Annotated in this window: 19 protein-coding genes and 7 tRNA genes; 13 read left to right on the top strand and 13 right to left on the bottom strand. The window is 63.8% G+C overall.

The annotated features are described in order from the left end of the window. Positions 1–104: 104 nt before the first annotated feature. The gene (gene guaB / locus HU218_RS07845; RefSeq protein WP_174874387.1) at positions 105–1,568 is read right to left on the bottom strand and encodes an IMP dehydrogenase; all 1,464 of its coding nucleotides are present in this window, start codon (positions 1,566–1,568) and stop codon (positions 105–107) included. Between the two features lie 134 nt (positions 1,569–1,702). On the opposite strand from guaB, the gene HU218_RS07840 reads away from it, so the two are divergent. The 9 genes from HU218_RS07840 to HU218_RS07800 all read left to right on the top strand — a co-directional run bounded on the left by HU218_RS07840 (position 1,703) and on the right by HU218_RS07800 (position 5,201). After that, positions 1,703–2,110, top strand: a complete 408-nt coding sequence (locus HU218_RS07840; RefSeq protein ID WP_174874386.1) for a DUF4124 domain-containing protein — start codon at positions 1,703–1,705, stop codon at positions 2,108–2,110. Next, entirely contained in the window at positions 2,110–3,909 is a 1,800-nt protein-coding gene (uvrC, locus tag HU218_RS07835; protein ID WP_174874385.1) for an excinuclease ABC subunit UvrC, read from the top strand. The genes HU218_RS07840 and uvrC overlap by 1 nt, the downstream gene beginning before the upstream one ends. A gap of 16 nt (positions 3,910–3,925) precedes the next feature. Continuing rightward, positions 3,926–4,507: a CDP-diacylglycerol--glycerol-3-phosphate 3-phosphatidyltransferase gene (pgsA, locus tag HU218_RS07830; protein WP_174874384.1), complete on the top strand. Its 582-nt coding sequence runs from the start codon at positions 3,926–3,928 to the stop codon at positions 4,505–4,507. Between the two features lie 92 nt (positions 4,508–4,599). After that, positions 4,600–4,675, top strand: a tRNA-Gly gene (locus HU218_RS07825). A 26-nt stretch (positions 4,676–4,701) separates the two neighbouring features. After that, a tRNA-Gly gene (locus HU218_RS07820) sits at positions 4,702–4,777 on the top strand. Between the two features lie 24 nt (positions 4,778–4,801). Further along, positions 4,802–4,877 (top strand) — tRNA-Gly (locus tag HU218_RS07815). A 25-nt stretch (positions 4,878–4,902) separates the two neighbouring features. Continuing rightward, a tRNA-Gly gene (locus HU218_RS07810) sits at positions 4,903–4,978 on the top strand. A gap of 24 nt (positions 4,979–5,002) precedes the next feature. Further along, positions 5,003–5,078, top strand: a tRNA-Gly gene (locus HU218_RS07805). Between the two features lie 49 nt (positions 5,079–5,127). Continuing rightward, positions 5,128–5,201: transfer RNA gene (locus tag HU218_RS07800), tRNA-Cys, on the top strand. Between the two features lie 403 nt (positions 5,202–5,604). Here the strand turns inward: HU218_RS07800 and HU218_RS07795 are convergent. The 4 genes from HU218_RS07795 to HU218_RS07780 form a co-directional block, all read right to left on the bottom strand. Continuing rightward, a tRNA-Leu gene (locus tag HU218_RS07795) sits at positions 5,605–5,689 on the bottom strand. Positions 5,690–5,819: 130 nt separating this feature from the next. Continuing rightward, on the bottom strand, positions 5,820–7,352 hold the full coding sequence (locus HU218_RS07790; protein ID WP_174874383.1) for a DHA2 family efflux MFS transporter permease subunit: 1,533 nt from the start codon (positions 7,350–7,352) through the stop codon (positions 5,820–5,822). Between the two features lie 10 nt (positions 7,353–7,362). Then, entirely contained in the window at positions 7,363–8,505 is a 1,143-nt protein-coding gene (locus HU218_RS07785; RefSeq protein ID WP_174874382.1) for an HlyD family efflux transporter periplasmic adaptor subunit, read from the bottom strand. A 69-nt stretch (positions 8,506–8,574) separates the two neighbouring features. Further along, complete coding sequence (locus HU218_RS07780; protein ID WP_174874381.1) at positions 8,575–10,002, bottom strand: efflux transporter outer membrane subunit; 1,428 nt, start codon at positions 10,000–10,002, stop codon at positions 8,575–8,577. 110 nt (positions 10,003–10,112) lie between these two features. On the opposite strand from HU218_RS07780, the gene HU218_RS07775 reads away from it, so the two are divergent. After that, complete coding sequence (locus tag HU218_RS07775; protein WP_174874380.1) at positions 10,113–10,718, top strand: TetR/AcrR family transcriptional regulator; 606 nt, start codon at positions 10,113–10,115, stop codon at positions 10,716–10,718. Positions 10,719–10,736: 18 nt separating this feature from the next. Here HU218_RS07775 and HU218_RS07770 read toward each other — a convergent pair whose 3' ends face one another. From HU218_RS07770 to arsA, 4 genes are all read right to left on the bottom strand, one after another. Further along, positions 10,737–11,312: an NADPH-dependent F420 reductase gene (locus HU218_RS07770; RefSeq protein ID WP_174874379.1), complete on the bottom strand. Its 576-nt coding sequence runs from the start codon at positions 11,310–11,312 to the stop codon at positions 10,737–10,739. Between the two features lie 190 nt (positions 11,313–11,502). Beyond that, the gene (kynA, locus tag HU218_RS07765; protein ID WP_246210834.1) at positions 11,503–12,369 is read right to left on the bottom strand and encodes a tryptophan 2,3-dioxygenase; all 867 of its coding nucleotides are present in this window, start codon (positions 12,367–12,369) and stop codon (positions 11,503–11,505) included. Between the two features lie 54 nt (positions 12,370–12,423). Then, positions 12,424–13,059, bottom strand: a complete 636-nt coding sequence (gene kynB / locus HU218_RS07760; RefSeq protein ID WP_174874378.1) for an arylformamidase — start codon at positions 13,057–13,059, stop codon at positions 12,424–12,426. 210 nt (positions 13,060–13,269) lie between these two features. After that, the gene (gene arsA, locus HU218_RS07755) at positions 13,270–15,033 is read right to left on the bottom strand and encodes an arsenical pump-driving ATPase (protein ID WP_174874377.1); all 1,764 of its coding nucleotides are present in this window, start codon (positions 15,031–15,033) and stop codon (positions 13,270–13,272) included. A gap of 269 nt (positions 15,034–15,302) precedes the next feature. Between arsA and HU218_RS07750 the strand changes: the two genes are divergently transcribed. Continuing rightward, positions 15,303–15,998, top strand: a complete 696-nt coding sequence (locus HU218_RS07750) for a pirin family protein (RefSeq protein WP_174874376.1) — start codon at positions 15,303–15,305, stop codon at positions 15,996–15,998. 10 nt (positions 15,999–16,008) lie between these two features. Here the strand turns inward: HU218_RS07750 and HU218_RS07745 are convergent, their stop codons facing one another. Continuing rightward, the gene (locus HU218_RS07745) at positions 16,009–16,443 is read right to left on the bottom strand and encodes a globin domain-containing protein (RefSeq protein WP_174874375.1); all 435 of its coding nucleotides are present in this window, start codon (positions 16,441–16,443) and stop codon (positions 16,009–16,011) included. Between the two features lie 126 nt (positions 16,444–16,569). Then, on the bottom strand, positions 16,570–16,953 hold the full coding sequence (locus HU218_RS07740) for a lysozyme inhibitor LprI family protein (protein ID WP_174874374.1): 384 nt from the start codon (positions 16,951–16,953) through the stop codon (positions 16,570–16,572). Positions 16,954–17,133: 180 nt separating this feature from the next. Here HU218_RS07740 and HU218_RS07735 point away from each other — a divergent pair, with 180 nt between their 5' ends. Both HU218_RS07735 and HU218_RS07730 read left to right on the top strand, forming a co-directional pair. After that, positions 17,134–19,053, top strand: coding sequence for a B12-binding domain-containing radical SAM protein (locus HU218_RS07735; protein WP_174874373.1), 1,920 nt, complete (start codon positions 17,134–17,136; stop codon positions 19,051–19,053). 351 nt (positions 19,054–19,404) lie between these two features. Beyond that, positions 19,405–19,878, top strand: coding sequence for an Lrp/AsnC family transcriptional regulator (locus tag HU218_RS07730; protein WP_174874372.1), 474 nt, complete (start codon positions 19,405–19,407; stop codon positions 19,876–19,878). A 4-nt stretch (positions 19,879–19,882) separates the two neighbouring features. On the opposite strand, the gene HU218_RS07725 is transcribed toward HU218_RS07730, so the two are convergent. Together HU218_RS07725 and HU218_RS07720 are read right to left on the bottom strand one after the other, a co-directional pair. Then, entirely contained in the window at positions 19,883–21,463 is a 1,581-nt protein-coding gene (locus HU218_RS07725; RefSeq protein ID WP_174874371.1) for a sensor domain-containing diguanylate cyclase, read from the bottom strand. Between the two features lie 218 nt (positions 21,464–21,681). Continuing rightward, positions 21,682–22,764, bottom strand: coding sequence for a hypothetical protein (locus HU218_RS07720; protein ID WP_174874370.1), 1,083 nt, complete (start codon positions 22,762–22,764; stop codon positions 21,682–21,684). Positions 22,765–22,814: the final 50 nt, after the last annotated feature.

Raw genomic sequence — 22,814 nt, 5'->3', positions numbered from 1 at the left:
ACGGCGAGGTGCAGTGGCAGAACACTGCATTCGATGCTGGCGTTAGCGGCAATGAAAAAACCCCGCTCACCGGAGCGGGGTTTTTGCGGCCAACCTGGTGGTGTTTAGCGATCCACGTGGTAGTTCGGTGCTTCCTTGGTGATCTGCACGTCGTGCACGTGGGATTCGCGCATGCCGGCGGAGGTGATCTCCACAAAGCCGGCTTTTTCGTGCATTTCGTCGATGGTTTTGCAGCCGAGGTAGCCCATCGAGGAGCGCAGGCCGCCCACCAGCTGGTGGATGACCTGGGCGATCGGGCCTTTGTACGGTACGCGGCCTTCGATGCCTTCCGGCACGAATTTGTCGGCGTTGCTGGTGGTGTCCTGGAAGTAGCGGTCGGCGGAGCCCTGGCTCATCGCGCCCAGGCTGCCCATGCCACGGTAGGACTTGTAGGAACGGCCCTGGTACAGTTCGACTTCACCCGGGGCTTCCTCGGTGCCGGCAAACATGCCGCCCAGCATTACGGCGTTACCGCCGGCTGCCAGTGCCTTGGAAATATCGCCGGAGAAGCGGATGCCGCCGTCGGCGATCATCGGCACGCCAGTGCCTTTCAGCGCTTCGGATACGTTATGGATGGCGGTCAGCTGCGGTACACCGACACCGGCCACGATACGGGTGGTGCAGATGGAGCCGGGGCCGATGCCCACTTTCACGCCATCGGCGCCGGCGGCAACGAGTGCGCGGGCAGCGTCGGCGGTGGCAATGTTGCCGCCAATCACGTCAACTTGCGGGAAGTTGGTTTTCACCCACTTCACACGGTCCAGTACACCCTGGCTGTGGCCGTGGGCGGTATCCACCACGATCACGTCCACGCCGGCGGCCACCAGGGCGGCGACGCGCTCGTCGGTGTCGCCACCGGTGCCAACTGCCGCGCCAACGCGCAGACGGCCCTGGCTGTCCTTGTTGGCATTCGGGTGTTCGCTGGTCTTGATGATGTCCTTGACGGTAATCAGACCCTTCAGCTCGAAGTCATCATTGATGACCAGTACACGCTCCAGGCGGTGAGTGTGCATCAGGCCGCGGGCTTCTTCGATGCTGGCGCCTTCCTTGACAGTCACCAGACGCTCGCGCGGGGTCATGATGCTGGCAACCGGCTGGTCCAGGCGGGTTTCGAAGCGCAGGTCACGGTTGGTGACGATGCCCACGACTTTGCCGTTCTGTACGACCGGCAGGCCGGAAATCTTGTGTTGACGAGTCAGCAAGACCAGATCGCGCACCAGCATGTCCGGTGCGATGGTGATCGGATCCTTCACCACGCCGCTTTCATGGCGCTTGACCTTGGAGACCTCCAGCGCCTGCTTCTCGGCAGACATATTCTTGTGGATGATGCCGATGCCACCTTCCTGTGCCATGGCAATGGCGAGGCGGGCTTCGGTCACGGTATCCATGGCAGCGGAGATCAGCGGCAGGGTCAGGCTGGTATTGCGGGTCAGGCGGGTGGTGAGGGCAACGTCGCGCGGCAGTACAGCGGAATGGGCCGGGACGAGGAGAACGTCGTCGAAAGTATAGGCTTTCTCGATGATGCGCATCTTGGCGTTCCTTAAGCGGCAAAAACGCATTATACCGATACCCGCCGAGCTCTGCAAAACCCTGCTAGGCTTCGTTTGATGGCACCGGACATATACAATCCGGTCAATCGTGCAAACGCTACTGGGGATCAAAGATGGCAAAGGGATACGGATGGTTGCTGCTGGCGGGGTTGCTGGCCGCCGGTGGGGCGCAGGCAACCGATGTCTATCGCTGGGTGGATGCCAACGGTCGTACTGTCTTTTTCGATACGCCGCCGCCGGGGCGTCGTTCCAGCAAACTGGTGCTGCAGCCGGGCGGTATCGTGCCTGGACAGGATGCTTCGGCGCCGGCGGGTGATGCCAAGCCGCCGCTGGACAGCAAGGCATTGGCCGCCAAGGCGCAGGAGCAGAATCGCCGCATGATGGCGGCCAACTGCAAGACCGCCAAGGATAATCTGGCGCTGCTGACCAAACCGCCGGTACCGGGCCGCCCGGTGGAAGCGGGCAAGTCAGAGGCGATTCGCCGGGCACAGGAAGACGTCAAGACCTGGTGCCAGCAGTAATGACGCAAAAGTTTGACCCCAAGCCGGTGCTGGCCAGCCTGCCGGGCCTGCCCGGTGTTTATCGCATGCTGGATGCTGCAGGTAATGTGCTGTATGTCGGCAAGGCCATCGACCTCAAAAAGCGGGTCAGTTCGTATTTCCAGAAGAGTGACCTCAGCCCACGCATCCAGTTGATGGTGGCACAGATCGCCGGCATCGAAACCACGGTGGTGCGCAGCGAAGCGGAAGCCTTGATTCTGGAAAACAACCTGATCAAGGCGCTGGCGCCGAAGTACAACATCCTGTTTCGCGATGACAAGTCCTATCCCTATCTGATGCTGTCCGGGCATGAGTATCCGCAGCTGGCGTATTTCCGTGGCGAGCCGAAAAAGCCTAACCAGTATTTCGGTCCTTATCCCAACGGTTATGCGGTGCGCGAGAGTATCCAGATCCTGCAAAAGGTATTCCGGCTGCGTACCTGCGAGGACAGCGTGTTTGCCAATCGCTCCCGTCCGTGCCTGCTGTTCCAGATCAAGCGCTGCTCCGCCCCCTGTACTGGCGAGATCAGTCCGGCGCATTACCGCGAGGATGTACGGCGGGCAACAACCTTCCTGCAGGGCAAACAAAGCGAGCTGATCGACGAGCTGAGCGATCGCATGTTGGCCGCATCGCAAAACCTGGAATTCGAACAGGCGGCGGAATTGCGCGACCAGATTCAGGCGTTGTCGCGGGTACAGGAAAAGCAGTTTGTCTCCAGTAACGCCAGCCAGCTGGATGCCGATGTGGTGGCGATTGCTGCCGAGGGCGGCCTGGTGTGCGTCAACCTGGTGATGATTCGTGGGGGCCGCCATCTGGGCGACAAAAGCTTCTTTCCCAGTAATGCCGACGATACCCTTGCGGCCAACCTCGAGGCCTTTCTGGCCCAGCATTACCTGGGGGCGATGTTGCCGGCGGTCATCATCCACAATGAAACAGTGGCGGCTGAATTGCAGCAACTGCTGATCGAGCAGGCGCAAAAGCGGCTGGCATTTGTCGGTAACCCGATCGGCGAGCGTCGCGTGTGGCTGGAAATGGCCGAGAAGAATGCGCGCATCGCCATCGGTCAGCGCCTGTTGAGTGCCGCCAGTCAGAATGCCCGGTTGGCCGCCTTGGCCGAGCTGATGGAAGTGGACGAGGTGGCGCGGCTGGAGTGTTTCGACATCAGCCATACCATGGGCGAGGCGACGGTGGCCTCCTGTGTGGTATACGACCGTGGCGGCATGCAGCCGTCGGAGTACCGGCGCTTCAATATCGAGACCGCCACCGCGGGCGATGATTATGCCGCCATGCGCGAAGCGTTGACGCGGCGCTATAGCAAGTTGGCCGCCGGCGAGGGCAAGTTGCCCGATGTCTTGCTGATCGATGGCGGTAAGGGCCAGGTGCGGGTAGCGCTGGAGGTTCTGGCCGAAGTCGGCGTGGATGTGCCCATCGTCGGTGTGGCCAAGGGGGAGGAGCGAAAGCCCGGGCTGGAAACACTGATCGTGCCCCACTTGCAAAAAACGCTACAATTGCCGCGCGATCACGCCGCACTGCACCTGATTCAGACTGTGCGCGACGAGGCCCACCGCTTCGCCATTACCGGTCACCGTGCGCGCCGTGCCAAGGCCAGGACACAGTCCACGCTGGAAGAGATTCCGGGCGTGGGTCCCACGCGGCGGCAGCGGCTGCTTACCCGTTTTGGTGGCTTGCGTGGCGTGATTGCCGCCAGTATCGACGATCTGGCTCAAGTTGACGGTATCAGCCATGCGCTGGCCGAAAAAATCCATAATGCCCTGCATTGAATAACTAGACCTGAACATGCCCTTCAATTTGCCGATTTTGCTTACCTGGCTGCGCGTAGCTCTGATACCCGTCTGCGTTGCCGTGTTTTTCCTGCCCGATAGCGTGCTGGTACAGCACCATCGCAATAGCCTGGGAGCACTGATCTTTGGCCTGGCTGCCGTCACCGACTGGCTGGATGGCTATCTGGCTCGCCGCTTGGGGCAGACCTCGGCCTTCGGCGCCTTTCTCGATCCGGTGGCCGACAAGCTTATCGTGGCGGCGGCACTGATCCTGTTGGTGGAACTGGGGCGGCTGGAAGGCTGGATGGCGATGATCATCATCGGTCGCGAGATCGCCATCTCGGCATTGCGCGAGTGGATGGCAGAAATGGGGCGCCGCAACAGTGTGGCGGTAGCCTATATCGGCAAGCTGAAAACTGCGGCCCAGATGGTGGCCATTCTGCTGTTGTTGTATGCCGGCCCGATCATCCCAGGCATCGATACCATGATCGCCGGAAAACTGTTTATGGTAATCGCGGTAATTTTGACTTTGTGGTCAATGGCTTATTATCTGCAGATGGCCGCGCGGGAATTTTCGGGCAAAAAAATTGATGTTTGAGCGTTGACAATCGCCAATCCATCATTATAATTCGCCTTCTCTTCACGACGCAGCCAGCAGCAACGGCAGCGAAGTGGCAGAGAAAACGGTCTGCGGGAATAGCTCAGTTGGTAGAGCGCAACCTTGCCAAGGTTGAGGTCGCGAGTTCGAGCCTCGTTTCCCGCTCCACAGAATTAGTAGCAGTTTTTAGCGACGCGGGAATAGCTCAGTTGGTAGAGCGCAACCTTGCCAAGGTTGAGGTCGCGAGTTCGAGCCTCGTTTCCCGCTCCAAAAAATTGATAGCAGTATAGCGACGCGGGAATAGCTCAGTTGGTAGAGCGCAACCTTGCCAAGGTTGAGGTCGCGAGTTCGAGCCTCGTTTCCCGCTCCACAAAATAAGTAGCAGTTTTAGCGATGCGGGAATAGCTCAGTTGGTAGAGCGCAACCTTGCCAAGGTTGAGGTCGCGAGTTCGAGCCTCGTTTCCCGCTCCAAAAAATTGATAGCAGTACAGCGACGCGGGAATAGCTCAGTTGGTAGAGCGCAACCTTGCCAAGGTTGAGGTCGCGAGTTCGAGCCTCGTTTCCCGCTCCACAATTTGTTCAAATTGTCTGAATGATTGCAATTCGGGCAAAAAGTTTACGGCGCGGTAGCAAAGCGGTTATGCACCGGATTGCAAATCCGTGTAGGTCGGTTCGACTCCGGCCCGCGCCTCCAACAAAACCCTTGTAAATCAAGGTGCCAGACGCCCAGCAGATGCTGGGCGTTTTGCTTTTCTAGCCTAAAATTCCCTTCAAATCGGTGTGCTGCGACCTCAAATTGGTAGCAATGCTACTGTCCATCGGATTGTTTTGCCCGTTAAGCCGGGTTGGCTGTACACGGCCAGTCTGTTTGCTGGCTGGTTTGTGCTGACAAGCTTGGTGCGCTTTCGTGGAGCGGGCCGGGCGTGGTGTGGGCTGTAGACCGAAGTCAGGGCCTTATCCCAAGCATTTTCCGCCAGCGCTGGCTGTGCCAATGGCTGCGTACTTTTGGCTAGGCTATTTCCGCGAAAAACAAAAAACCCGCCGGGCTTTACGCCGAGCGGGTTATTTTGCTGTCCGGACCTGTTGCGAGGTCGCTGTGGTGCCCCGGGCCGGGGTCGAACCGGCACAGCCGAAGCCGAGGGATTTTAAGTCCCTTGTGTCTACCAATTTCACCACCGGGGCATGGACAGGGGGGGCATTCTAGCCGAAAGCCGGCCTGCGGACAATCCGCGCCCCGGCGAGGCGCTGCGGCAGGTGGCGAGGTTGGCCGCAAGTCGCCACCAAGCGGCAGAGGCTTGCGGCCAACCGCCAGCTAGTGCGCCTGGCTGGTATCGGCCACGCGGCTGGGTTTGGGCGCCAGCCAGATCACGCAGGCCGCGGCCACGAAGGACAGGCTGGACAGCCAGAACAGCTCGTTGGTGGACAGCATGATGCTCTGTGCCTGGACCAGTTGCGCCAGCTGCGACTTGCCGGCTTCGATGCTGCCGCCGCCCAGTTGCTGCAGTGCTTGCTGGCTGCTGTCGACCACGGCGGTCAGTTCGGCATGGTAGTAGCTGGCCTTGTCATCCCACGCGGTGGTGACGAGCGAGGTGGCAAAGGCACCGGACAGCGTGCGCATGAAGCTCATCAGCCCGGCGGCGGAGGCCATTTCCTCCGGATTGACACTGGCCATGGCGAGGCCGGTCAGCGGCACGAAGAAGAACGGCATGCCCAGCCCCTGGAACAGCAGGGGCAGCGCTACCTGCCAGAAGCCCATGTCGGTGGTGGAGAAGCTGCGGAACAGCGTTACCGCCCCCAGCCACATCACCCCGGCGAAGACCAGCGGCCGCGGGTCCATACGTTGCGACAGCTGTGCGGCCAACGGTGCCACCAGCACGGCCAGAATGCCGCTCATGGCGGTGGCGTGGCCAGCCGCGGTGGCGGTGTAACCCATATAGCTTTGCAGCCATTGCGGCGTCAGCACCGTGGCACCGAAGAACGAGCCGAACGCCAGCGAGATGGTCAGCACGCTGACCCAGTAACCGCGGTGGCGGAACACGCGCAAGTTCACCACCGGATTGCGCTCGGTCAGCTCCCAGATCATGAAGGCGGCAAAACCGATGGCGCTGACCACGGCCAGACTGACGATCTCCGGCGAGTTGAACCAGTCCAGATTCTTGCCTTCGTCGATCATGATCTGGAACGCGCCGACCCACAGCACCAGCAAGGCCAGCCCCACGGCATCAAAGCGCATTTTCACCAGCTGGCTCTGGTAACGCTTGAGTAGCCCCCAGCCAAAGTAGCCGCAGGCAATGGCAATCGGCACGTTGATGTAGAAGATCCAGGGCCAGCTGGCGTCGTCACACAGCTTGCCGCCGAGGATTGGCCCCATGATCGGCGCCACCAGCGTGGTCATGCTCCATAAGCCGATGGCGGCGCCGGCTTTTTCCTTGGGGAAAATCTGCAGCAGCAGGGTCTGCGACATCGGCATCAACGGGCCGCCGGCCAGGCCTTGCAGCACGCGGAACAGGATCAGCATCTCCAGCGAGGTGGCCATGCCGCACAGCAGCGAGAAGATACCGAACAAAATCATCGCGCCGGCAAACAGCCGCACCGTGCCAAGGCGTGCGGCCAACCAGCCGGTCAGCGGTACGGTGATGGCCTCGGCCACCGCGTAGGAAGTGATGACGTAGGTGCCCTGGCTGGAGGACACCCCCAGGCTGCCGGCGATATTGGGTACCGACACGTTGGCGATGGTGGTGTCCAGCACCGCCACAAAGTTGGCCGCCGCCAGCAACATGGCGGCCAGCCACAGCTTGTTGCCGGTAAGCGGATTGACGGGGGCGGGAGCGCTGACGGATGACATGGCGGCGTCCTTACTGTGCGGCGGTATCGACCGTTGCGGTCATCGACAGGCCGACCTGCAGCGGGTGGGCTTTCAGCTCGGCCGGGTCCAGTGCGATGCGTACCGGCAGGCGCTGCACCACCTTGATCCAGTTGCCGGTGGCGTTCTGTGCCGGGATGGTGGCAAACGCCGCGCCGGAGCCGCCGGACAGGCCGGCTACCTTGCCGTGGTACACCACCTTGCTGCCGTACAGATCGGATTCCAGCGCCACCGGCTGGCCGATGCGCACATCGCGCAGTTGTACTTCCTTGAAGTTGGCATCCACATGCACCTGCTGCAACGGCACCACCGACAGCAGCGTGCTGCCGGCCTGTACCCGCTGGCCTTGCTGCACCTGGCGCTTGGCAATCACGCCATCGACCGGGGCGCGAATCACGGTGCGCGCCAGATCCAGGCGTGCCTGATCGCGCTTGGCGCGCGCCAGGGCCACTTCCGGATTGCTGTCCAGCGAGCTGTTCTCGGTCAGCACCTGGTTGGCCTTCAGCGAGCCGATGGCGGCGCGGTAGTTGGCCGCACTCTGGCGCGCCGCGGCCTCGGCTGCGGTGTAACCGGCATTGGCGACCGCCAGTGCGTTGCGGGCATTGCTCAGTTCCTCGCCGGAGACCGAGCCGTTCTTGGCCAGTGCCTGGCGGCGATCGAAGTCCAGCTTGGCGCGTTCCAGTTCCGATTTGGCCGAGGCCAGTTGCGCGGCGCTGCGGCTTTCTTCGGCGGCGCGGGCCTGCGCCTGTGCGGCCAACCCTTCATCACTGGCCAGATAGCCTCTTACCCGCCGCTGGGCGCGCGACAGCTCGGCTTCGGCCTGCGCCAGCGCCAGTCTGGCATCGCTGTCGTTCAGCACCACCAGCACATCGCCGCGTTTGACGGTCTGGGTATCCACCACCTTGACCTGGCTGACGGTGCCGGCCACTTCCGGGGTCAGCTGGGCGATTTCCGCCGCCACATAGGCGTTATCGGTGCTGACATGGTGCGACGACACCAGATACCAGTAGCTGCCGTAGCCGATGGCGGCCAGTGCGACCAAGCTGCCCAGCAGGCGGAACAGCTGTTTACGGCGCGCCATCATGTCGCTGGCCGGTTGGGAGGAGGAGGGCAGGGTTTGGGTGAGTTCGCTCATGATCGGTTCTCTCGCTAGTGCGGCAGGCGCTTGGCGTCACTGCCGGGGCTATGTTCGGTTGGTGATGGTTCAGGCCGGCAGTTCGGCGCCGCCGAGGGCCTTGATCAGGCTGATGTCGTCGCTGAAGCGCTGGCTTTGCAGATTGGCCAGGGTGCGACGGGCGGCAATCACGCTGTCTTCGGCATTCAGCACGTCCAGATAGCTGGCCAGGCCGCCGCGATAGCGGTCGTTGGCGACGCGCATGGCGTCTTCCGCCGCCTGCAGCGCCAGTTGTCGCTGTTCCAGCTGCGGCAGCAGCAGGCGTTGCCGGGTGACGGCGTCGGCCACTTCACGCAGCGCCTGGCTGAGGGTCTGGTTGTAGCTGGCTACGGCGGTGTCGTAGTCGGCACGGGCCACGCGATAGCTGCCCTGCAGCTGATCGGTGCGGAAAATCGGCAGGCTGATGCTGGGGCCGATGCCGGCGATGCCGGAGCCGGCCTTGGTCAGCAGGCCCAGTCCCAGTGACTGCGCACCGATGTAGGCGCTGAGGTTTACATCCGGATAGAAGCCGGCGGTGGCCACGTCGATGCGGCGGGCAGCCGCTTCTGCACGCAGGCGCGCGGCCTGCAGATCGGGGCGATGCCCCAGCAGGCTGGCTTGCAGGCTGGCGGGCAGTCCTTGCGGCTGGCCAATGCTGGCGGCCGGACGGCTAATGGTGATGCCGCGGTCAGGGCCGGCGCCGACTAGCGCGGCCAGCGCATGGCGCTGCAGGATGATGGTCTGCTCCGCCGCCAGCAGGTCGGCACGTGCGCCGGCCAGGCGCGAGGTAGCCTGGCGCACGCTGCCGTCGGTCTCCAGCCCCTGTTGCTGGCGCTCGCGCAGCAGCAGTTCGGTCTGCTGGCGTACGTTTACCGCTTGCTGCGCGGCTTCCTGCTCGGCAAACAAGCGTGCCAGCTCGGCATAGTTGGCCGCCAGCGAGGTGGTCAGCAACAGACGGCTTTGCGCGGCCTCGGCACGGCTGGCGGCCAACTCGGATGTAGCCGCGGCAATCGCGGCGCGGTTCTTGCCCCAGAAGTCCAGCTCGTAGCTGAAGTCCAGTGTCACGCGGTTGGCATTGTTGAATCCCTGCGGCACGAAACTCTTCGGATAACCGTTGTTGTAGCTCTGCTTCTCGCGGGTGACGCTGGCGTCGAGATCAACACTGGGCAGGCGGCTGGCACCGGCTTGCTGGGCATAGCCCTCGGCGCTGGCGATACGGGCGCGGGCAAGTGCCAGATCCGGTGCATTGGCCAGCGCTTCTACCATCAGCTGGTTTAGCTGGGCATCGCCGTAAGCCTGCCACCAGTCCTGCTGCACCCAGCCGTCGGCAGTGCCATGCAGGGTTTGTTTGCTGTCCAGTTGCGACAGCGATTGCAGTTCCGGTTTGCTGCCCAAGTCCGGAATGGCGGCGCAGCCGCTCAGTGCGGCCACTGTTGCCAGCAGCAGGGTGAGGCGTAAGGGGTGTGGTTGTGTGTGCATCGTGGCGACCTCGTTCGGGTCATAACTAAACTGTACGGTATGGTTATAATATTGAGGTATAATCCTTGTCAACAGAAAATTGAACTCACGGGTTCAGATATGGAGAGGGCATGAGGGTCAAGACCGAGGCCAAGCGACAGGCCATCGTGGAGGCAGCAGCCGTGGTATTCATCGAGCGGGGCTATGAAGCCGCCTCGATGGCGGAAATCGCCGCGCGTGCCGGTGGTTCCAAGGCCACGCTGTACAGTTATTTCCCGTCCAAGGAAGAGCTGTTCCTGGTAGTGATGCAGTTCCTGGCCGAAGAGCGCATGCAACAAGCGTATGCGCGGCTGGTGCCTGGAGACGATCTGGTCGGCTCCTTGCAGGCGTTTGGCGAGAATTTCCTGCTTAACGTGCTGAGTCCGGAGCTGTCTGCGCTGCGCGGCATCGTGCTGAGCGAGGGGCGCCGTTCCGGAGTCGGGCGGCTGTTCTTTGACAACGGCCCTGGGCGCTGCTGGCAGGTGGTGGCTGACTTTCTGGCCGGTGAAATGGCGGCCGGACGCTTGCGCCAAGCTCGGCCTTGGGCGGCGACGATGCACCTGATCGGGTTGCTGGAGGCGGAATACCAGGAGCAGATGATTGTCGGCATCACCGAGCTGCCGGCCATCGAGCAGATTCGCGACACCGTGGCTGATGCCGTGAAGGTGTTTCTGGCCGGTTACGCTCCGACCGCCTGAGCCGGCAGCCAGGTTTTGCTAGCGCACCAGCCGGAAGCCGATGTCCGGCCCCAGTCCCTGTACATAGCCCAGGCGGATATTCAGCAGCGCCATCGGCTCGAGGTAGCGCGCCATCAGCAGCGGGCCGGCATCGACCGCGTCAAAGCCCAGTGCATCGACTATCTCCAGCACGATGTGCTTCGCGGGGGCGTGATCGCCGGCGACCAGGCCCACCAGCTGTTCGCCTTTCACATGGCCGCTGCTCATGGTGCTGGCAAAACAGGTATTGAACGCCTTGATGACCCGAGCCGCCGGCAGCCTGGCCTGCAGCTGTTCGGCGCCGCTGGTGTCGAAACCGTCGGCCAGGTGCAGGCTTTCGGTGAGCAGGTTGGTGGCATCGATGACGATCTTGCTGTCGGCGGCCACGCCCAGCGCGGTAATGACGTCATCCATGGCGGAAAACGGCATCGCCAGGATGAGCAGCTCGCTGGCCAGTGCTGCCTGGTGAATCTGTTGCGGGTCGCGGCCAACGGCCTGTACCTGGTGTCCCAGCCGGGATAGCCCGGCCTGCAGGGCACTGCCGACATTGCCCTTGCCGATGATGGCGATATGCATGGTGGTCTCCTTGCCGCTTGCTGCGGCGCAAGCGCGTCTGCCGCGCATGCCGACAGGCGATGCGCTCCCGCTTCAGTGAAGACCATTTACCCGCCGGATACCAGTGGCGGGCTGTAATCGACAAGGGTTGGCCGCATGCGGCCAACCCTTGTCCTTGCGCCGCATCCCCGCGCTGTTGCCGGGCTGCCGGTTACAGCTCGGTGCGCAGGTGCCACAGCTCCGGGAACAGCACCACGTCCAGCATCTTGCGAAGGTAGCTTACGCCATCGGTGCCGCCGGTGCCGCGCTTGAAGCCGATCACGCGCTCCACGGTGGTGACATGGCGGAAGCGCCACTGGCGGAAGGCGTCTTCCAGATCGACAAACTTCTCGCCCAGCTGGTACAGCTCCCAGTGCAGGTCGGGCTGGCGGTACACCTGCAGCCAGGCTGCCTCCACCGAGGCATTGTGGCCGGCCGGTTTGGTCCAGTCGCGCTGCAGGCAGGCCGGGTCGATCGCCAGTCCGCGGCGCGCCATCAGGCGGATGGCTTCGTCGTACAGCGACGGCGCCTCCAGTGCCGCGGTCACCTGCGCCAGATACTCCGGACGGTGGGCGTGCGGCTGCAGCATGGCGGCATTCTTGTTGCCGAGAATGAACTCGATCTCGCGGTACTGGAACGACTGGAAGCCGGACGACATCCCCAGGTAGGGACGCATGGCGGTGTATTCCGGTGGTGTCATGGTCGACAGCACGTTCCACGCCTGCACCAGCTGTTCCATGATGCGCGACACGCGTGCCAGCATCTTGAAGGCCGGCGCCAGCTGGTCGAGCTTCACCTGCTCGCGGGCGGCATGCAGCTCGTGCAGCATCAGCTTCATCCACAGCTCGGAGGTCTGGTGCTGCACGATGAACAGCATCTCGTTGTGGTCAGGCGACAGCGGGTGCTGGGCGCTCAGGATCTGGTCCAGCCCCAGGTAGTCGCCGTAACTCATGGACGAGGAAAAATCCATTTGCGCATCGTGCCAGCGCTCGTTGCTGTTATCTGCTGCGGCGGCGTGGCCGGACATTGGACATTGCATGATGGTTACTCCGGTGTTGTGGCGAATGGCGCGCGTGGCGCCACGGTACGGCAATCAGGCCAGCGGGCGCAGTACGGCGCGTACCGGGCTGGCGTCGAGGTTGATCAGTTTCAGGGGCAGGGCGATCAGTTCGTAGTCGCCTTCCGGCACCGCGTCCAGGCACAGGTTCTCCAGAATCGCCATGCGGTTGCGGGCTACCGCGTGGTGCGCGTCCAGCGTCTTGCTGTGCATCGGGTCCAGCGATGCGGTATCCACGCCGATCAGGCACACGCCCTGGCTGCCCAGCCAGTCGATGGCTTGCGGGCTGATGCCGGGAAAGTCGTTGTCCCACTGTTGCGGGAATTGCTGGTAGCTGCGGATCAGTACCCGCGACGGCAGCGGGCCGGCAAGGGCTTGCAGCCGTTGCTGCAGCTGCGGCAGTGTCACCAGTTCGCCGGCGCCCAGGCAATGCACCACGCGGCACGGCCCCAGATAGGGGGTGAGGTCGACCTGGCCGATCGGCAGCCCTTCCGCCAGGTAGTGCAGCGGCGCATCGGCATGCGCGCCGCTGTGGGTGGACAGCGTCAGGCGCGAGACATTGACCGGGCAATTGGCATCCAGCTGCCAAGTACGCTGCTCGTCAATCGGCGTGTCGCCCGGCCACACCGGGGTGGCGGCCGATAGCGGCGGAGTAATGTCGAACAGCGTCATCCTGGCTCCCGTGGGTGTTAGTGGCATAAAGCTATGCTAGCACCGGCGGGAAATTTTCCGATTGCGTATTGCGTGGCGGATGGCGACAGAATTTGCAGAAAATTCTGTTTGATGGCCGTTTGACGACCTGATCTTGCAAGCCGGCCACCGCAAGCAGCGGAAGGCAGCGCGCGGGGCCGTCGCTGCCTGCCATTGCCGCGCGGCGCGGGGCTATGGCGCGGTGGCGGGTTGCCCCAGTGCCAGTAGTGCCGCCACGCCGGTGGGCTCCTGCTGCTGTAGCGGTACCACCGCCAGATGCTGGCTGTACTGCTGTTGTACCCGGGCAATCAGCGGCAGCTCGCTGGCGGCGCGCTGGCGCAGCAGCGGTGCGGTGGGGCGAGCCTGCGCCAGGCAGTTGTTGATGATCCAGCCCCACGGCTCGATGCCGGCGCGGCGCAGGTCGTCCTGCAGCCCGGCCGCCTCCAGTACCGGCGTGGTTTCCGCCAGCGTGACAATCAGCGCCCGTGTCTGCGCCGGATCCTGCAACTGCATCATCGGGGTGGTGAAGTGCAGCCGCTCGCCCATCTGCCGTACCACTTCGCGGTGGTAGGCGCCGGTGGCATCCAGCAGCAACAGGGTGTGGCCGGTAGGGGCCGTGTCCAGCACCACGAACTTGCGGCCGGATTCGCGGATCACCCGCGAGAAGGCCTGGAATACCGCGATCTCCTCGGTACAGGGCGAGCGCAGGTCTTCCGCCAGCATGGCGCGGCCCTGCTCATCCAGCTGCTTGCCCTTGCTGGCCATCACCTGGGCGCGGTACTGCTCGGTGGCGGCCTGCGGGTCGATGCGGCTGATGGCCAGCGTGGGCAGGCTGCCCTGCAGGCTGGCATCCAGCTGGCCGGCCGGGTCGGAGGTGGTCAGGTGCACCGCATGGCCGCGTGCGGCCAACTGCACCGCGATGGCGGCGGCCATGGTGGTTTTGCCCACGCCGCCCTTGCCCATCAGCATGATCAGGCCGTGGCCGTTGGCCGCCAGCTCGTCCACCAGCCCGCCCAGTTGCGGCAGCGGCGGCAGCTCGAGGTTGGCCGCGGCGGCGGTGCCACCGGCTGGCGATGCGGCCAACAGCTGGCGCAGCGCATCGACCCCCACCAGATTGACCGGCAGTAGCGGCACGCTGTCCTGCGGCAGGCTGGCCAGCTCGGCCGGCATCGCCGCCAGTGCCGCCTGTTCGCGGCGCCACACCGCCTCGGCCAGCGGATCGCCATCACAGGCGGCTTGCGGCAGCACGCCATTGATCACCAGCTGTGGTTGGCGCATGCCCAGTGCGGCCAACTCCTGGCGGGTACGCGCCACTTCGCGCAGCGTGGCCTGCTGTGCGCGGGCCACCAGCACCAGCCGGGTGCGCGCCGGGTCGGTCAGCGCCGCCACCGCGGCATGGTAGCGGCTGCGCTGCTTGTCGAGGCCGGCCAGCGGCCCCAGGCAGGAGGCATCGCCCTGGCCGCTGTCCAGAAAGCCACTCCACGCGCCCGGCAACTGCAGCAGGCGGATGGTGTGGCCGGTGGGGGCGGTGTCGAACACGATGTGGTCGTAGTCGTGCAGCAGCGAGGCGTCGGTCAGCAGTGCGGTGAACTCGTCGAAGGCGGCGATCTCGGTGGTGCAGGCGCCGGACAGTTGCTCCTCCATGCTGCGCACCTCGGCTTCCGGCAGCACGCCGCGCGCCGGCCCGACGATGCGGTCGCGGTAGTCCTGCGCCGCCGCCTGCGGGTCGATCTCCAGGGCTGCCAGGCCGGGCACCGTGTCGATGGCGACAATATGGTTGCCGATGGTCTGGCCGAATACCTGGCCGATATTGGAAGCCGGATCGGTGCTGACCAGCAGCACGCGCTGGCCGCTATCGGCCAACTTCACGGCGGTGGCACAGGCCAGCGAGGTTTTACCGACCCCGCCCTTGCCGGTGAAGAACACATAGGCGGGCAATGCGTGCAGAAAATGCATGAGATGGCTCCGGCGCGGTGGATAGTTGATAAAAAGATATTACATCGCCCGCCACGGCGGGGCAGTGTGGCGACGCGGTTTGTGCTGCATCAAGCGCGGCGGCCTGCCGCGCTCGTGCCGCGCGCGGACTTGTTCTGTTTTACTGAAATAGCTACGCGAATTTCTGCGATTTTGCTTTGCCGCCGGCAGCGGTAAAGTAGCAGGCATGACGGCTACAGCAGGTTTGGTAACTAGTGCTGCTACCGGAAACTTATTCAGGAGAACTCACCATGATCGACATTCGTCATGCCGAATCCCGTGGCAAGGCCGACTTTGGCTGGCTGCAGAGCCGGCACAGTTTCTCGTTTGCCAGCTATTACGATCCGGCGCACATGGGTTTTTCCGACCTGCGGGTCATCAACGATGACCGCGTGCTGCCGCGCGCCGGCTTCGATACCCACGGCCATCGCGACATGGAAATCATCAGCTATGTGCTGGCGGGCGCCATCCGCCACCGCGACTCCACCGGTAACGAGGAAGTACTGCGCGCCGGCGAGTTCCAGCTGATGAGCGCCGGTCGCGGCATCCTGCACAGCGAGTTCAATGCCAGTGACAGCGAGGAGCTGCGCTTTCTGCAAATCTGGATCGAGCCGAACCAGCGCGGCGGCGAACCGGGCTATCAGCAGAAAGACTTTGGCATGGCGCCGGGGCTGACGCTGGTAGCGTCGCCGGATGGTGCCGACGGCAGCCTGCAGATGCGCCAGGATGCGCGGCTGTACCAGCTGATCCTGGCGCCAGGCGCGGCGCAGGAATTCAGCCAGCAACCGGGTCGCTGCAGCTATGTGCATGTGGTGAGCGGGCAGCTGCAGCTGGGCGATGTCGAGATCGGCCCGGGCGATGCCGCCAAGGTCAGTGCACAGCCGGCCTACACCCTGCGCAACGTTGGCAGCGAACCGCTGCAGGCACTGCTGTTCGATCTGGCCTGAGTCGTGCGGCTCAGCTGGCGGCCTGCTGCCGCTGTGCCGCCTGCGCCAGCCCTTGCAGCATCAGCGTGGCGATCAGGTCGTACGCCTGTGACCACGCCTCGGCCAGTGCGGGGGTCAGTTGCTTGCCAAGGTGCTGTTGCAGTACCTCGGTCAGCGCGGTTTTCAGCACCGCGAAGTGCTCCGGCTTGACGCCGTAGCGGTAGTGCTGGGCGCCGAGGTTGACAATGATGAAACGGATGCTGTCCAGATCGTGCAGGCTGGTCAGCACGGTATTGAGCGTGCGGCCAAGGTTCTGCGACAGCCGCTCCGGCGGCAGGTTGAACATCGAGCGCAGGGTCGGGTCGAGCCGGAACAGCGCGTGGTAGATGTCCAGCGTGAATTGCTCGCGGTTATAGGACAGTTGCTCCCAGGCGTTTTGTACCAGGTCGATCTGGGTGTCGTTCATGGTGTGTGGGGTGTGAGTGGTGGCTGTTGTCACTATAGGCAGCCGGCGGCGCGGAAAAAACCGGCTTGCATAGCGTCTTCCCGCGCCGGGTGGGGCAGGGGCAGCCGGGCGGCCGCCCCGTCATGCTTACAGCTTGCTGTTCATGCAGCCGGCGCTCTTGCACTCGCGCACGCGGTCCTGCAGGAAGCGCACCCGCTCCAGCGTGGTCTGCGTGGCGCAATCCAGGTTGACGAAGAAGCCGCGCTGGTCGCGATAGCTGCAGTTGTCGTTGCGCTGGCGCATCCATTGCAGCTGGCCGCTCTTCAGCATGCGGCGGCCGTCGCCATCCAGCAGCTTGGCCAGCTGGCCGTAGTTGTCGTTGAGGTCCTTGTCCGCCTGGCTGTAGACCTTGTTCAGGCAGTAGAGGTCGTCGAAATCGTTGTGGGGCTTGTCGCAACTGGAGTTGGCGTGGGCGCTGGCGGCCAGGGCAAGCCCCAGACCCAGGCTCAGGATGGTGATCAGGTGACGCATGGTGTCCTCGTTATCAGGTGAGTGGGAAGGCGGCATATTACCGCATTGTCATTTTTTGGCGTGTGCCGGTTTGCGCTTGGCAAGCCTGCGGCCAACCATGTCAAAGCGGGCTTTTCATGAGAAAATCCGCACATCACGGGCAGCCATGGCTGCCCGCCTTGTTTTCAGCCGGAACCCGCCATGTCCCAGATTGCCTCGCCCCGCGTGCTGTCGCTCATCCCGCCGATGACGCAGCTGAACACGCCGTATCCTTCCACCGCCTACATCACCGGCTTCCTGCGCTCGCGCGGCGTCAGCGCCGTGCAGGAGGATCTGGCGCTGGCGCTGGTGTTGCGGCTGTTCTCGCGTGCCGGGCTGCAGGCGATCCTGCCGGCGGTGGAGGCGGTGCCGGTGAAGAAGCGCAGCCAGCAGCTGTGGCATTTCATCGAGCATCAGGCGCAGTACCTGGCCACCATCGACCGGGTAATCGCGTTCCTGCAGGGGCGCGATGCCACGCTGGCCTACCGCATCGCCAGCCGCGGCTATCTGCCGGAGGGCGCGCGCTTCGCCTCGCTGGAAAACTACATGGACCCGGACGATCCGAAAGGCGGCGATCCGCTGGCGTGGGCCTTCGGCGCGCTGGGCAGCTACGACCGCGCCCGCCATCTGGCGACGCTGTACCTCAACGACGTGGCCGACGTGCTGCGCGAGGCGGTGGACCCGCGCTTCGAGTTCGTGCGCTACGCCGAATCGCTGGCGATGGCGCAGCCCACCTTCGAGCCGCTGGCCAAGGCGCTGGCGGCGGCGCCAAACCTGGTGGACGACACCTTGGCCGAGCTGACCGCGGCCGCCATCGAACGCCACCAGCCGGACGTGGTGCTGCTGTCGGTGCCGTTTCCCGGCTCGGTGTACGCCGCGTTCCGCATCGCGCAAACCATCAAGCAACGTTGGCCGCAGATCCGCACCGTGCTGGGCGGCGGCTTCGTCAACACCGAACTGCGCGAGCTGAAAGAGCCGCGGGTGTTCGACTACTTCGACTTCATCACCCTGGACGATGGCGAGAAGCCGATCCTGGCGCTGCTGGAGCACTTTGCCGGCCAGCGCGGCGTCTCGCGGCTGGTGCGCACCTATCTGCGGGAAGACGGCGCGGTACGTTACGTGAACATGATGGAAGCCGACATCCCGTTCAGCGAAGTCGGCACTCCAACCTGGGACGGCCTGCCGATCGACCGCTACCTGTCGCTCTTGGACATGCTCAACCCGATGCACCGGCTATGGAGCGACGGGCGCTGGAACAAGCTGACGGTGGCGCATGGCTGCTACTGGAAGAAGTGCAGCTTCTGCGACGTGACGCTGGACTACATCTCGCGCTACGAAACCGCCTCGGCCGAGGTGCTGGTGGACCGCATCGAAGCCATCGTCGCCGAGACCGGGCAGACTGGCTTCCACTTTGTCGACGAGGCTGCGCCGCCCAAGATGCTGCGCGCGCTGGCCGAGGAGCTGTTGCGCCGCAATGTCAGCATCTCGTGGTGGGGCAATATCCGCTTCGAAAAATCCTTCACTCCCGAGCTGTGCCAGCTGCTGGCCGATTCCGGCTGCATCGCCATTTCCGGCGGGCTGGAGGTGGCGTCGGATAGGCTGCTGAAGCTGATGAAGAAGGGCGTGTCGGTGGAGCAGGTGGCGCGGGTGACGCAGGGCTTTACCGAGGCCGGCATCCTGGTGCACGCCTACCTGATGTACGGCTTCCCCACCCAGACGGTGCAGGACACCGTGGACGCGCTGGAGTATGTGCGCCAGCTGTTCGACAACGGCTGCATCCAAAGCGGCTTCTTCCACCGCTTTGCCTGTACCGTACATTCGCCGGTGGGGCAGAACCCGGACGAATACGGCGTCAAGCTGATCCCGCAGCCGGAGATCACCTTTGCCCGTAACGATGTCGGCTTCATCGATCCGACCGGCACCGACCACGAGGCAATGGGGCGTGCGCTGAACAAGGCGCTGTACAACTTCATGCACGGCATCGGCCTCGACATGAACGTGCAGCAGTGGTTCGACGTGCGGGTACCCAAGCCGCGCGTGCCGCGCCACTTCATCGCCCGCGCGCTGCAGCAGCAGAACTGATCCGGCGAGTGCAAAAACGATGCGGCCAACCTGGTGCCAGGTTGGCCGCATGCTTTTGTGCGCCCTGCGGGCGTCTTGGTACTTTGTCCCGGCCGTTGCCGACCTGCTTCTTTATCCGTCTGCTGTGGCCTGCCAGCCTGGTGGGCGCGGCAACCGTCAGCGGCAGTCCGGCGGCATGGTGGCCGCCGGTGGGCAGGCGGCGGGTAGCGGCCTGTCTGCCAGGAGAACGTGGGAAAAGTTTACGACCCGCCGCCGCGAAAAGGCTTTCGAACTGACTGCGTCATGGCGTTGATTGGTCTAGAATGTTTCCTGTTTTGCCAAAAACAACGCTAAAAATTTCCTGGTGATGCCATGCAGGAAACCGATTTCACATTAAGCGCACAGGACAGAAACATCCTGCGCGAGCTGCAGCGCAATGCGCGGCTGTCCAACGCCGAGCTGGCGGAACGGGTGGGCATGTCGCCGTCGGCGTGCTGGAAGCACACCCGCCAGCTGGAGCAGGCCGGTTATATCCAGGGCTATGTGGCGCTGATCGACCAGAAGAAGATGGGGCTGCGCGACACGGTGATGATCGAGGTGACGCTGAACGCGCACGAGGAAGACACCTTGGCGCGTTTCGGCGAGGAACTGGCGGCACTGCCGGAGGTGCTGGAAGCGCACCTCTTGAGCGGTGAGTACGACTACATGATCAAGGTGGCGGTGGATGGCACCGCCGGCTACGAGCGCTTTCTGCGTGAGAAGCTGTACAAGATCCAGGGCATCCGCCACACCCGTTCGCATTTCACCCTGCGCTGCATGAAGTCGGTGCCGTCGGTACAGGTATAGCGGCTCAGTCGCTGCCGTCGTGACGGTGGCTGCAGTTCTTGCCGCGGGCCTTGGCGCGGTACAGCGCCTGGTCGGCCTGGCGGTAGACTTCGGCGGCATCCGGCTGCGCCCCTTGCAGCATCAGCACGCCGCCCAGCGAGATGGTCAGTACGCCGTAGCTGCTGCCCGGGTGCTGGATGTTGTACTCGTACACCGCGGCGGCGACGCGGTCCATGAAGGCTTGCAGCCGCGTCTGGTCCGGCAGGCTGGTGACAATGGCGAACTCCTCGCCACCGAGGCGGTAGACGCGGTCGTCCTGGCGCTGTGCCACCTGCTGCACCACCCGCGCGATGTCCTGCAAGGCCTTGTCGCCGGCCGGGTGGCCCAGGGTGTCGTTGTAGTGCTTGAAGTCATCGACATCGAACAGGATCAGCGCCAGCGAGCTGCCGCCGCGCTTGAGGTGGCCAAGGGCATCCTGCAGCTGCTCGTCGAAGGCGCGTCGGTTCCACAGCCCGGTGAGCCAGTCATGGCTGGACAGGTGCTCCACCCGCGCCCAGCTGCGCAGCAGAACCAGCAGCAGTCCCAGGCTGCCACTGAGAAACAGTACCAGCAGCCAGAACGGCAGCGACTGGCGGATGGCCTCCCATTGCAGCGCCTTGGCATCGCCATCCAGCACCAGATACCAGTCGTTTGCCTCCAGCGGGAACACCGCCAGCAAACGTTGGCCGCGCGGTTGCAGGGTGTGTTGCGGCCAGTTGGCCGGCTGCAGTTGCGGAGCCGGGCCGCCGGCGCTGGCCAGTTTCTTGCCGTCGGCCTGCAGCAGGTGGCGGCTGGCGTTGGCGATCGGAATGCGTTCCAGCAGCCAGGCCAGACGGCTGGTGGTGATGTCGACACTGATGACGCCGCAGAACACACCGCGGTTATGCACCGGGGCGGACATGCTCACCATCCAGCCGCGGCCGGCATCGTCCTGGTAGGCAGGCGTCCACACCAGTTCGCCGGCCGGATTCTTGGCCGGATGCGCGCGCATGTAGAAATCCATGCCGAAGGTCTGCGGGGTGACAAAGTAATCGGCCACCCCCACCCGCGGGTACAGGTACATGAACTGCCTGGCCGAGGTGTAGTACACCCACGGTGTGTCCGGGTCGCGTCCGATCAGGGCACGGAACATCGGGGTAAGCGCCAGCGCCATCTGCATCTCGCGCACCGCCGGCGAGTCTTCCGCCGGTATCGGCCCAAGGCCGGTGATATTGCCCAGGCTCTGGTTGCTAAAGCCGGCAGGCAAGCGTAGCGAATAGCCGTGATGCTGCGGCTCCGGCACCAGGAACGGATGCACACTCCAGTCCAGCGGACTGCGTTCGGCCAGATACTGCTCCGCCAGTACCTGCATGCTGTTCAGGGTGTTGAGGCGGATCGTCAGTTCGTGATCGACGTTGGAGGCCAGCCGCTCACCCGCCGCCAGCAACTCCTGCCGGCCACGCTTGGCCGCATCCTCGTAGGCACTCCACGCCAGCAGCAGCGCGACCACGATGGCGGTAAAGCCGGCCAGCGGAATCAGCTGGCGCATCAGCGGGGAGATGGACCGTAGGCGGAGTTGACGCGGCATGTCGGTGGCAGTCGGTGATGGAGACGGGGCACGGCGCACCAGTGACATTGGGCCTGGCAGCGACAGTCACCGCCCGCTGGCTGTGCCACGCGGCGGGCACGCCGGCAAGCTGGGTGGCAGGGCGTCGTACTGCATACTAGGCAAGCGGAACACGCTTTACCAACCGATAGACAGTGGGGAAGGGAAGCCGTGGCGGCATGCGCCACGGCATGATCAGCTTACTGGCACTTGGCCTTGGCGCTGGCGGCATCCAGATTCTTGACCGAGGTGTAATACAACCGGCAAACCATATTGCTGTCCTGCTGCCAGCTACTGCTACAGCTATCGAGTACGGTTTGCGCATCGCTATCCGGCTTCTGGCCCATGGCGTTCTGCCAGCATGCGACAGTGAGGTCCTGCTGCATGATGTTGATGCCTTCAGCATCGGTTTTGGCGTACCAGATGTAGCTTGGGTGGTTGCCACCCAGCACCGGCACCTGCTGGTTATTGCCGATATTGACCTTGGCCAGCTGCAGTACATCAAATTTGCTGCCGGCCGGCAGGTATTGCTGGGCAAACCAGTCGCGTGCCGGCCCGCCCAGCGCCACCATCGGGCGCACGCTGCTGCTGCCGGGCTGCGGCGCGGTCCAGCTTTGCAGCAGCGCGGTACTGTACGGGGTGAAATAGCTGTAAACCTGGGTCAGCTCCGCGCCGGCACTGGCCGGTGCGGCGATCGGGGCGATATCGGCAATGGTCTGGTACAGCGCGTTGTCACGGGTATTCATGCCGTTAAAACCCAGCACCTGTGCCCAGCGCAGGGTAGTGGCCGCAGTCAGGTAGTCCTGGCTGTCGTTCAGTACCGTATCCGGCGGGAAGTGCAGCAGTTGCACCGTGCGGTGGTTGCGCATGGCCATGCCCAGGGTCAGGAAAAAGCGCCAGTCGTCTTGCCAGCCGCCGGCTTGCTTGATGGCCTGTGCGCCAAGGTAACCCTGCTGGCCGATGGCCAGGTAGGCTTGCAGCAGTTGGCCGTAATCATCGGACGGCGCATCGCTGATGCGGGCCTTGATGAGGTCATCCTCGTTGCGCACGCTGACCGCCGGCTGCAATTTGCTGCCGCTGGCATCGCGCAGCACGTTCTGCATCAGCCAGTGGCTGACGGTCATTTCCAGCGAGGGGGCGGGTGCCGGGCAGTGTTGCTGGCAGTTGGGGTAGGAGAACAGCGCGGCCACGTCGGCGCGGTGTCCCAGATCGACCTCGACATCGCTGGCGAAGGCGGTAAGCGACAGACAGCCCAGTACTGCGGCCAACAGTGTTTTCTGCATAAGTGCTTCCTGTGATGGCCGACCGGACAAGGCCGACCGGTCTGGTTGCT

This window comes from Vogesella oryzae (genome assembly GCF_902829295.1).
GTDB lineage: Bacteria > Pseudomonadota > Gammaproteobacteria > Burkholderiales > Chromobacteriaceae > Vogesella > Vogesella oryzae.
This window is presented reverse-complemented; position numbering and strand designations above follow the sequence as displayed.

Bases quoted from the DNA above. Each gene is read 5' to 3' on its own strand.
- guaB (WP_174874387.1), bottom strand. From the start codon at position 1,568: ATGCGCATCATCGAGAAAGCCTATACTTTCGACGACGTTCTCCTCGTC.
- HU218_RS07840 (WP_174874386.1), top strand. From the start codon at position 1,703: ATGGCAAAGGGATACGGATGGTTGCTGCTGGCGGGGTTGCTGGCCGCC.
- uvrC (WP_174874385.1), top strand. From the start codon at position 2,110: ATGACGCAAAAGTTTGACCCCAAGCCGGTGCTGGCCAGCCTGCCGGGC.
- pgsA (WP_174874384.1), top strand. From the start codon at position 3,926: ATGCCCTTCAATTTGCCGATTTTGCTTACCTGGCTGCGCGTAGCTCTG.
- HU218_RS07790 (WP_174874383.1), bottom strand. From the start codon at position 7,352: ATGTCATCCGTCAGCGCTCCCGCCCCCGTCAATCCGCTTACCGGCAAC.
- HU218_RS07785 (WP_174874382.1), bottom strand. From the start codon at position 8,505: ATGAGCGAACTCACCCAAACCCTGCCCTCCTCCTCCCAACCGGCCAGC.
- HU218_RS07780 (WP_174874381.1), bottom strand. From the start codon at position 10,002: ATGCACACACAACCACACCCCTTACGCCTCACCCTGCTGCTGGCAACA.
- HU218_RS07775 (WP_174874380.1), top strand. From the start codon at position 10,113: ATGAGGGTCAAGACCGAGGCCAAGCGACAGGCCATCGTGGAGGCAGCA.
- HU218_RS07770 (WP_174874379.1), bottom strand. From the start codon at position 11,312: ATGCATATCGCCATCATCGGCAAGGGCAATGTCGGCAGTGCCCTGCAG.
- kynA (WP_246210834.1), bottom strand. From the start codon at position 12,369: ATGCAATGTCCAATGTCCGGCCACGCCGCCGCAGCAGATAACAGCAAC.
- kynB (WP_174874378.1), bottom strand. From the start codon at position 13,059: ATGACGCTGTTCGACATTACTCCGCCGCTATCGGCCGCCACCCCGGTG.
- arsA (WP_174874377.1), bottom strand. From the start codon at position 15,033: ATGCATTTTCTGCACGCATTGCCCGCCTATGTGTTCTTCACCGGCAAG.
- HU218_RS07750 (WP_174874376.1), top strand. From the start codon at position 15,303: ATGATCGACATTCGTCATGCCGAATCCCGTGGCAAGGCCGACTTTGGC.
- HU218_RS07745 (WP_174874375.1), bottom strand. From the start codon at position 16,443: ATGAACGACACCCAGATCGACCTGGTACAAAACGCCTGGGAGCAACTG.
- HU218_RS07740 (WP_174874374.1), bottom strand. From the start codon at position 16,953: ATGCGTCACCTGATCACCATCCTGAGCCTGGGTCTGGGGCTTGCCCTG.
- HU218_RS07735 (WP_174874373.1), top strand. From the start codon at position 17,134: ATGTCCCAGATTGCCTCGCCCCGCGTGCTGTCGCTCATCCCGCCGATG.
- HU218_RS07730 (WP_174874372.1), top strand. From the start codon at position 19,405: ATGCAGGAAACCGATTTCACATTAAGCGCACAGGACAGAAACATCCTG.
- HU218_RS07725 (WP_174874371.1), bottom strand. From the start codon at position 21,463: ATGCCGCGTCAACTCCGCCTACGGTCCATCTCCCCGCTGATGCGCCAG.
- HU218_RS07720 (WP_174874370.1), bottom strand. From the start codon at position 22,764: ATGCAGAAAACACTGTTGGCCGCAGTACTGGGCTGTCTGTCGCTTACC.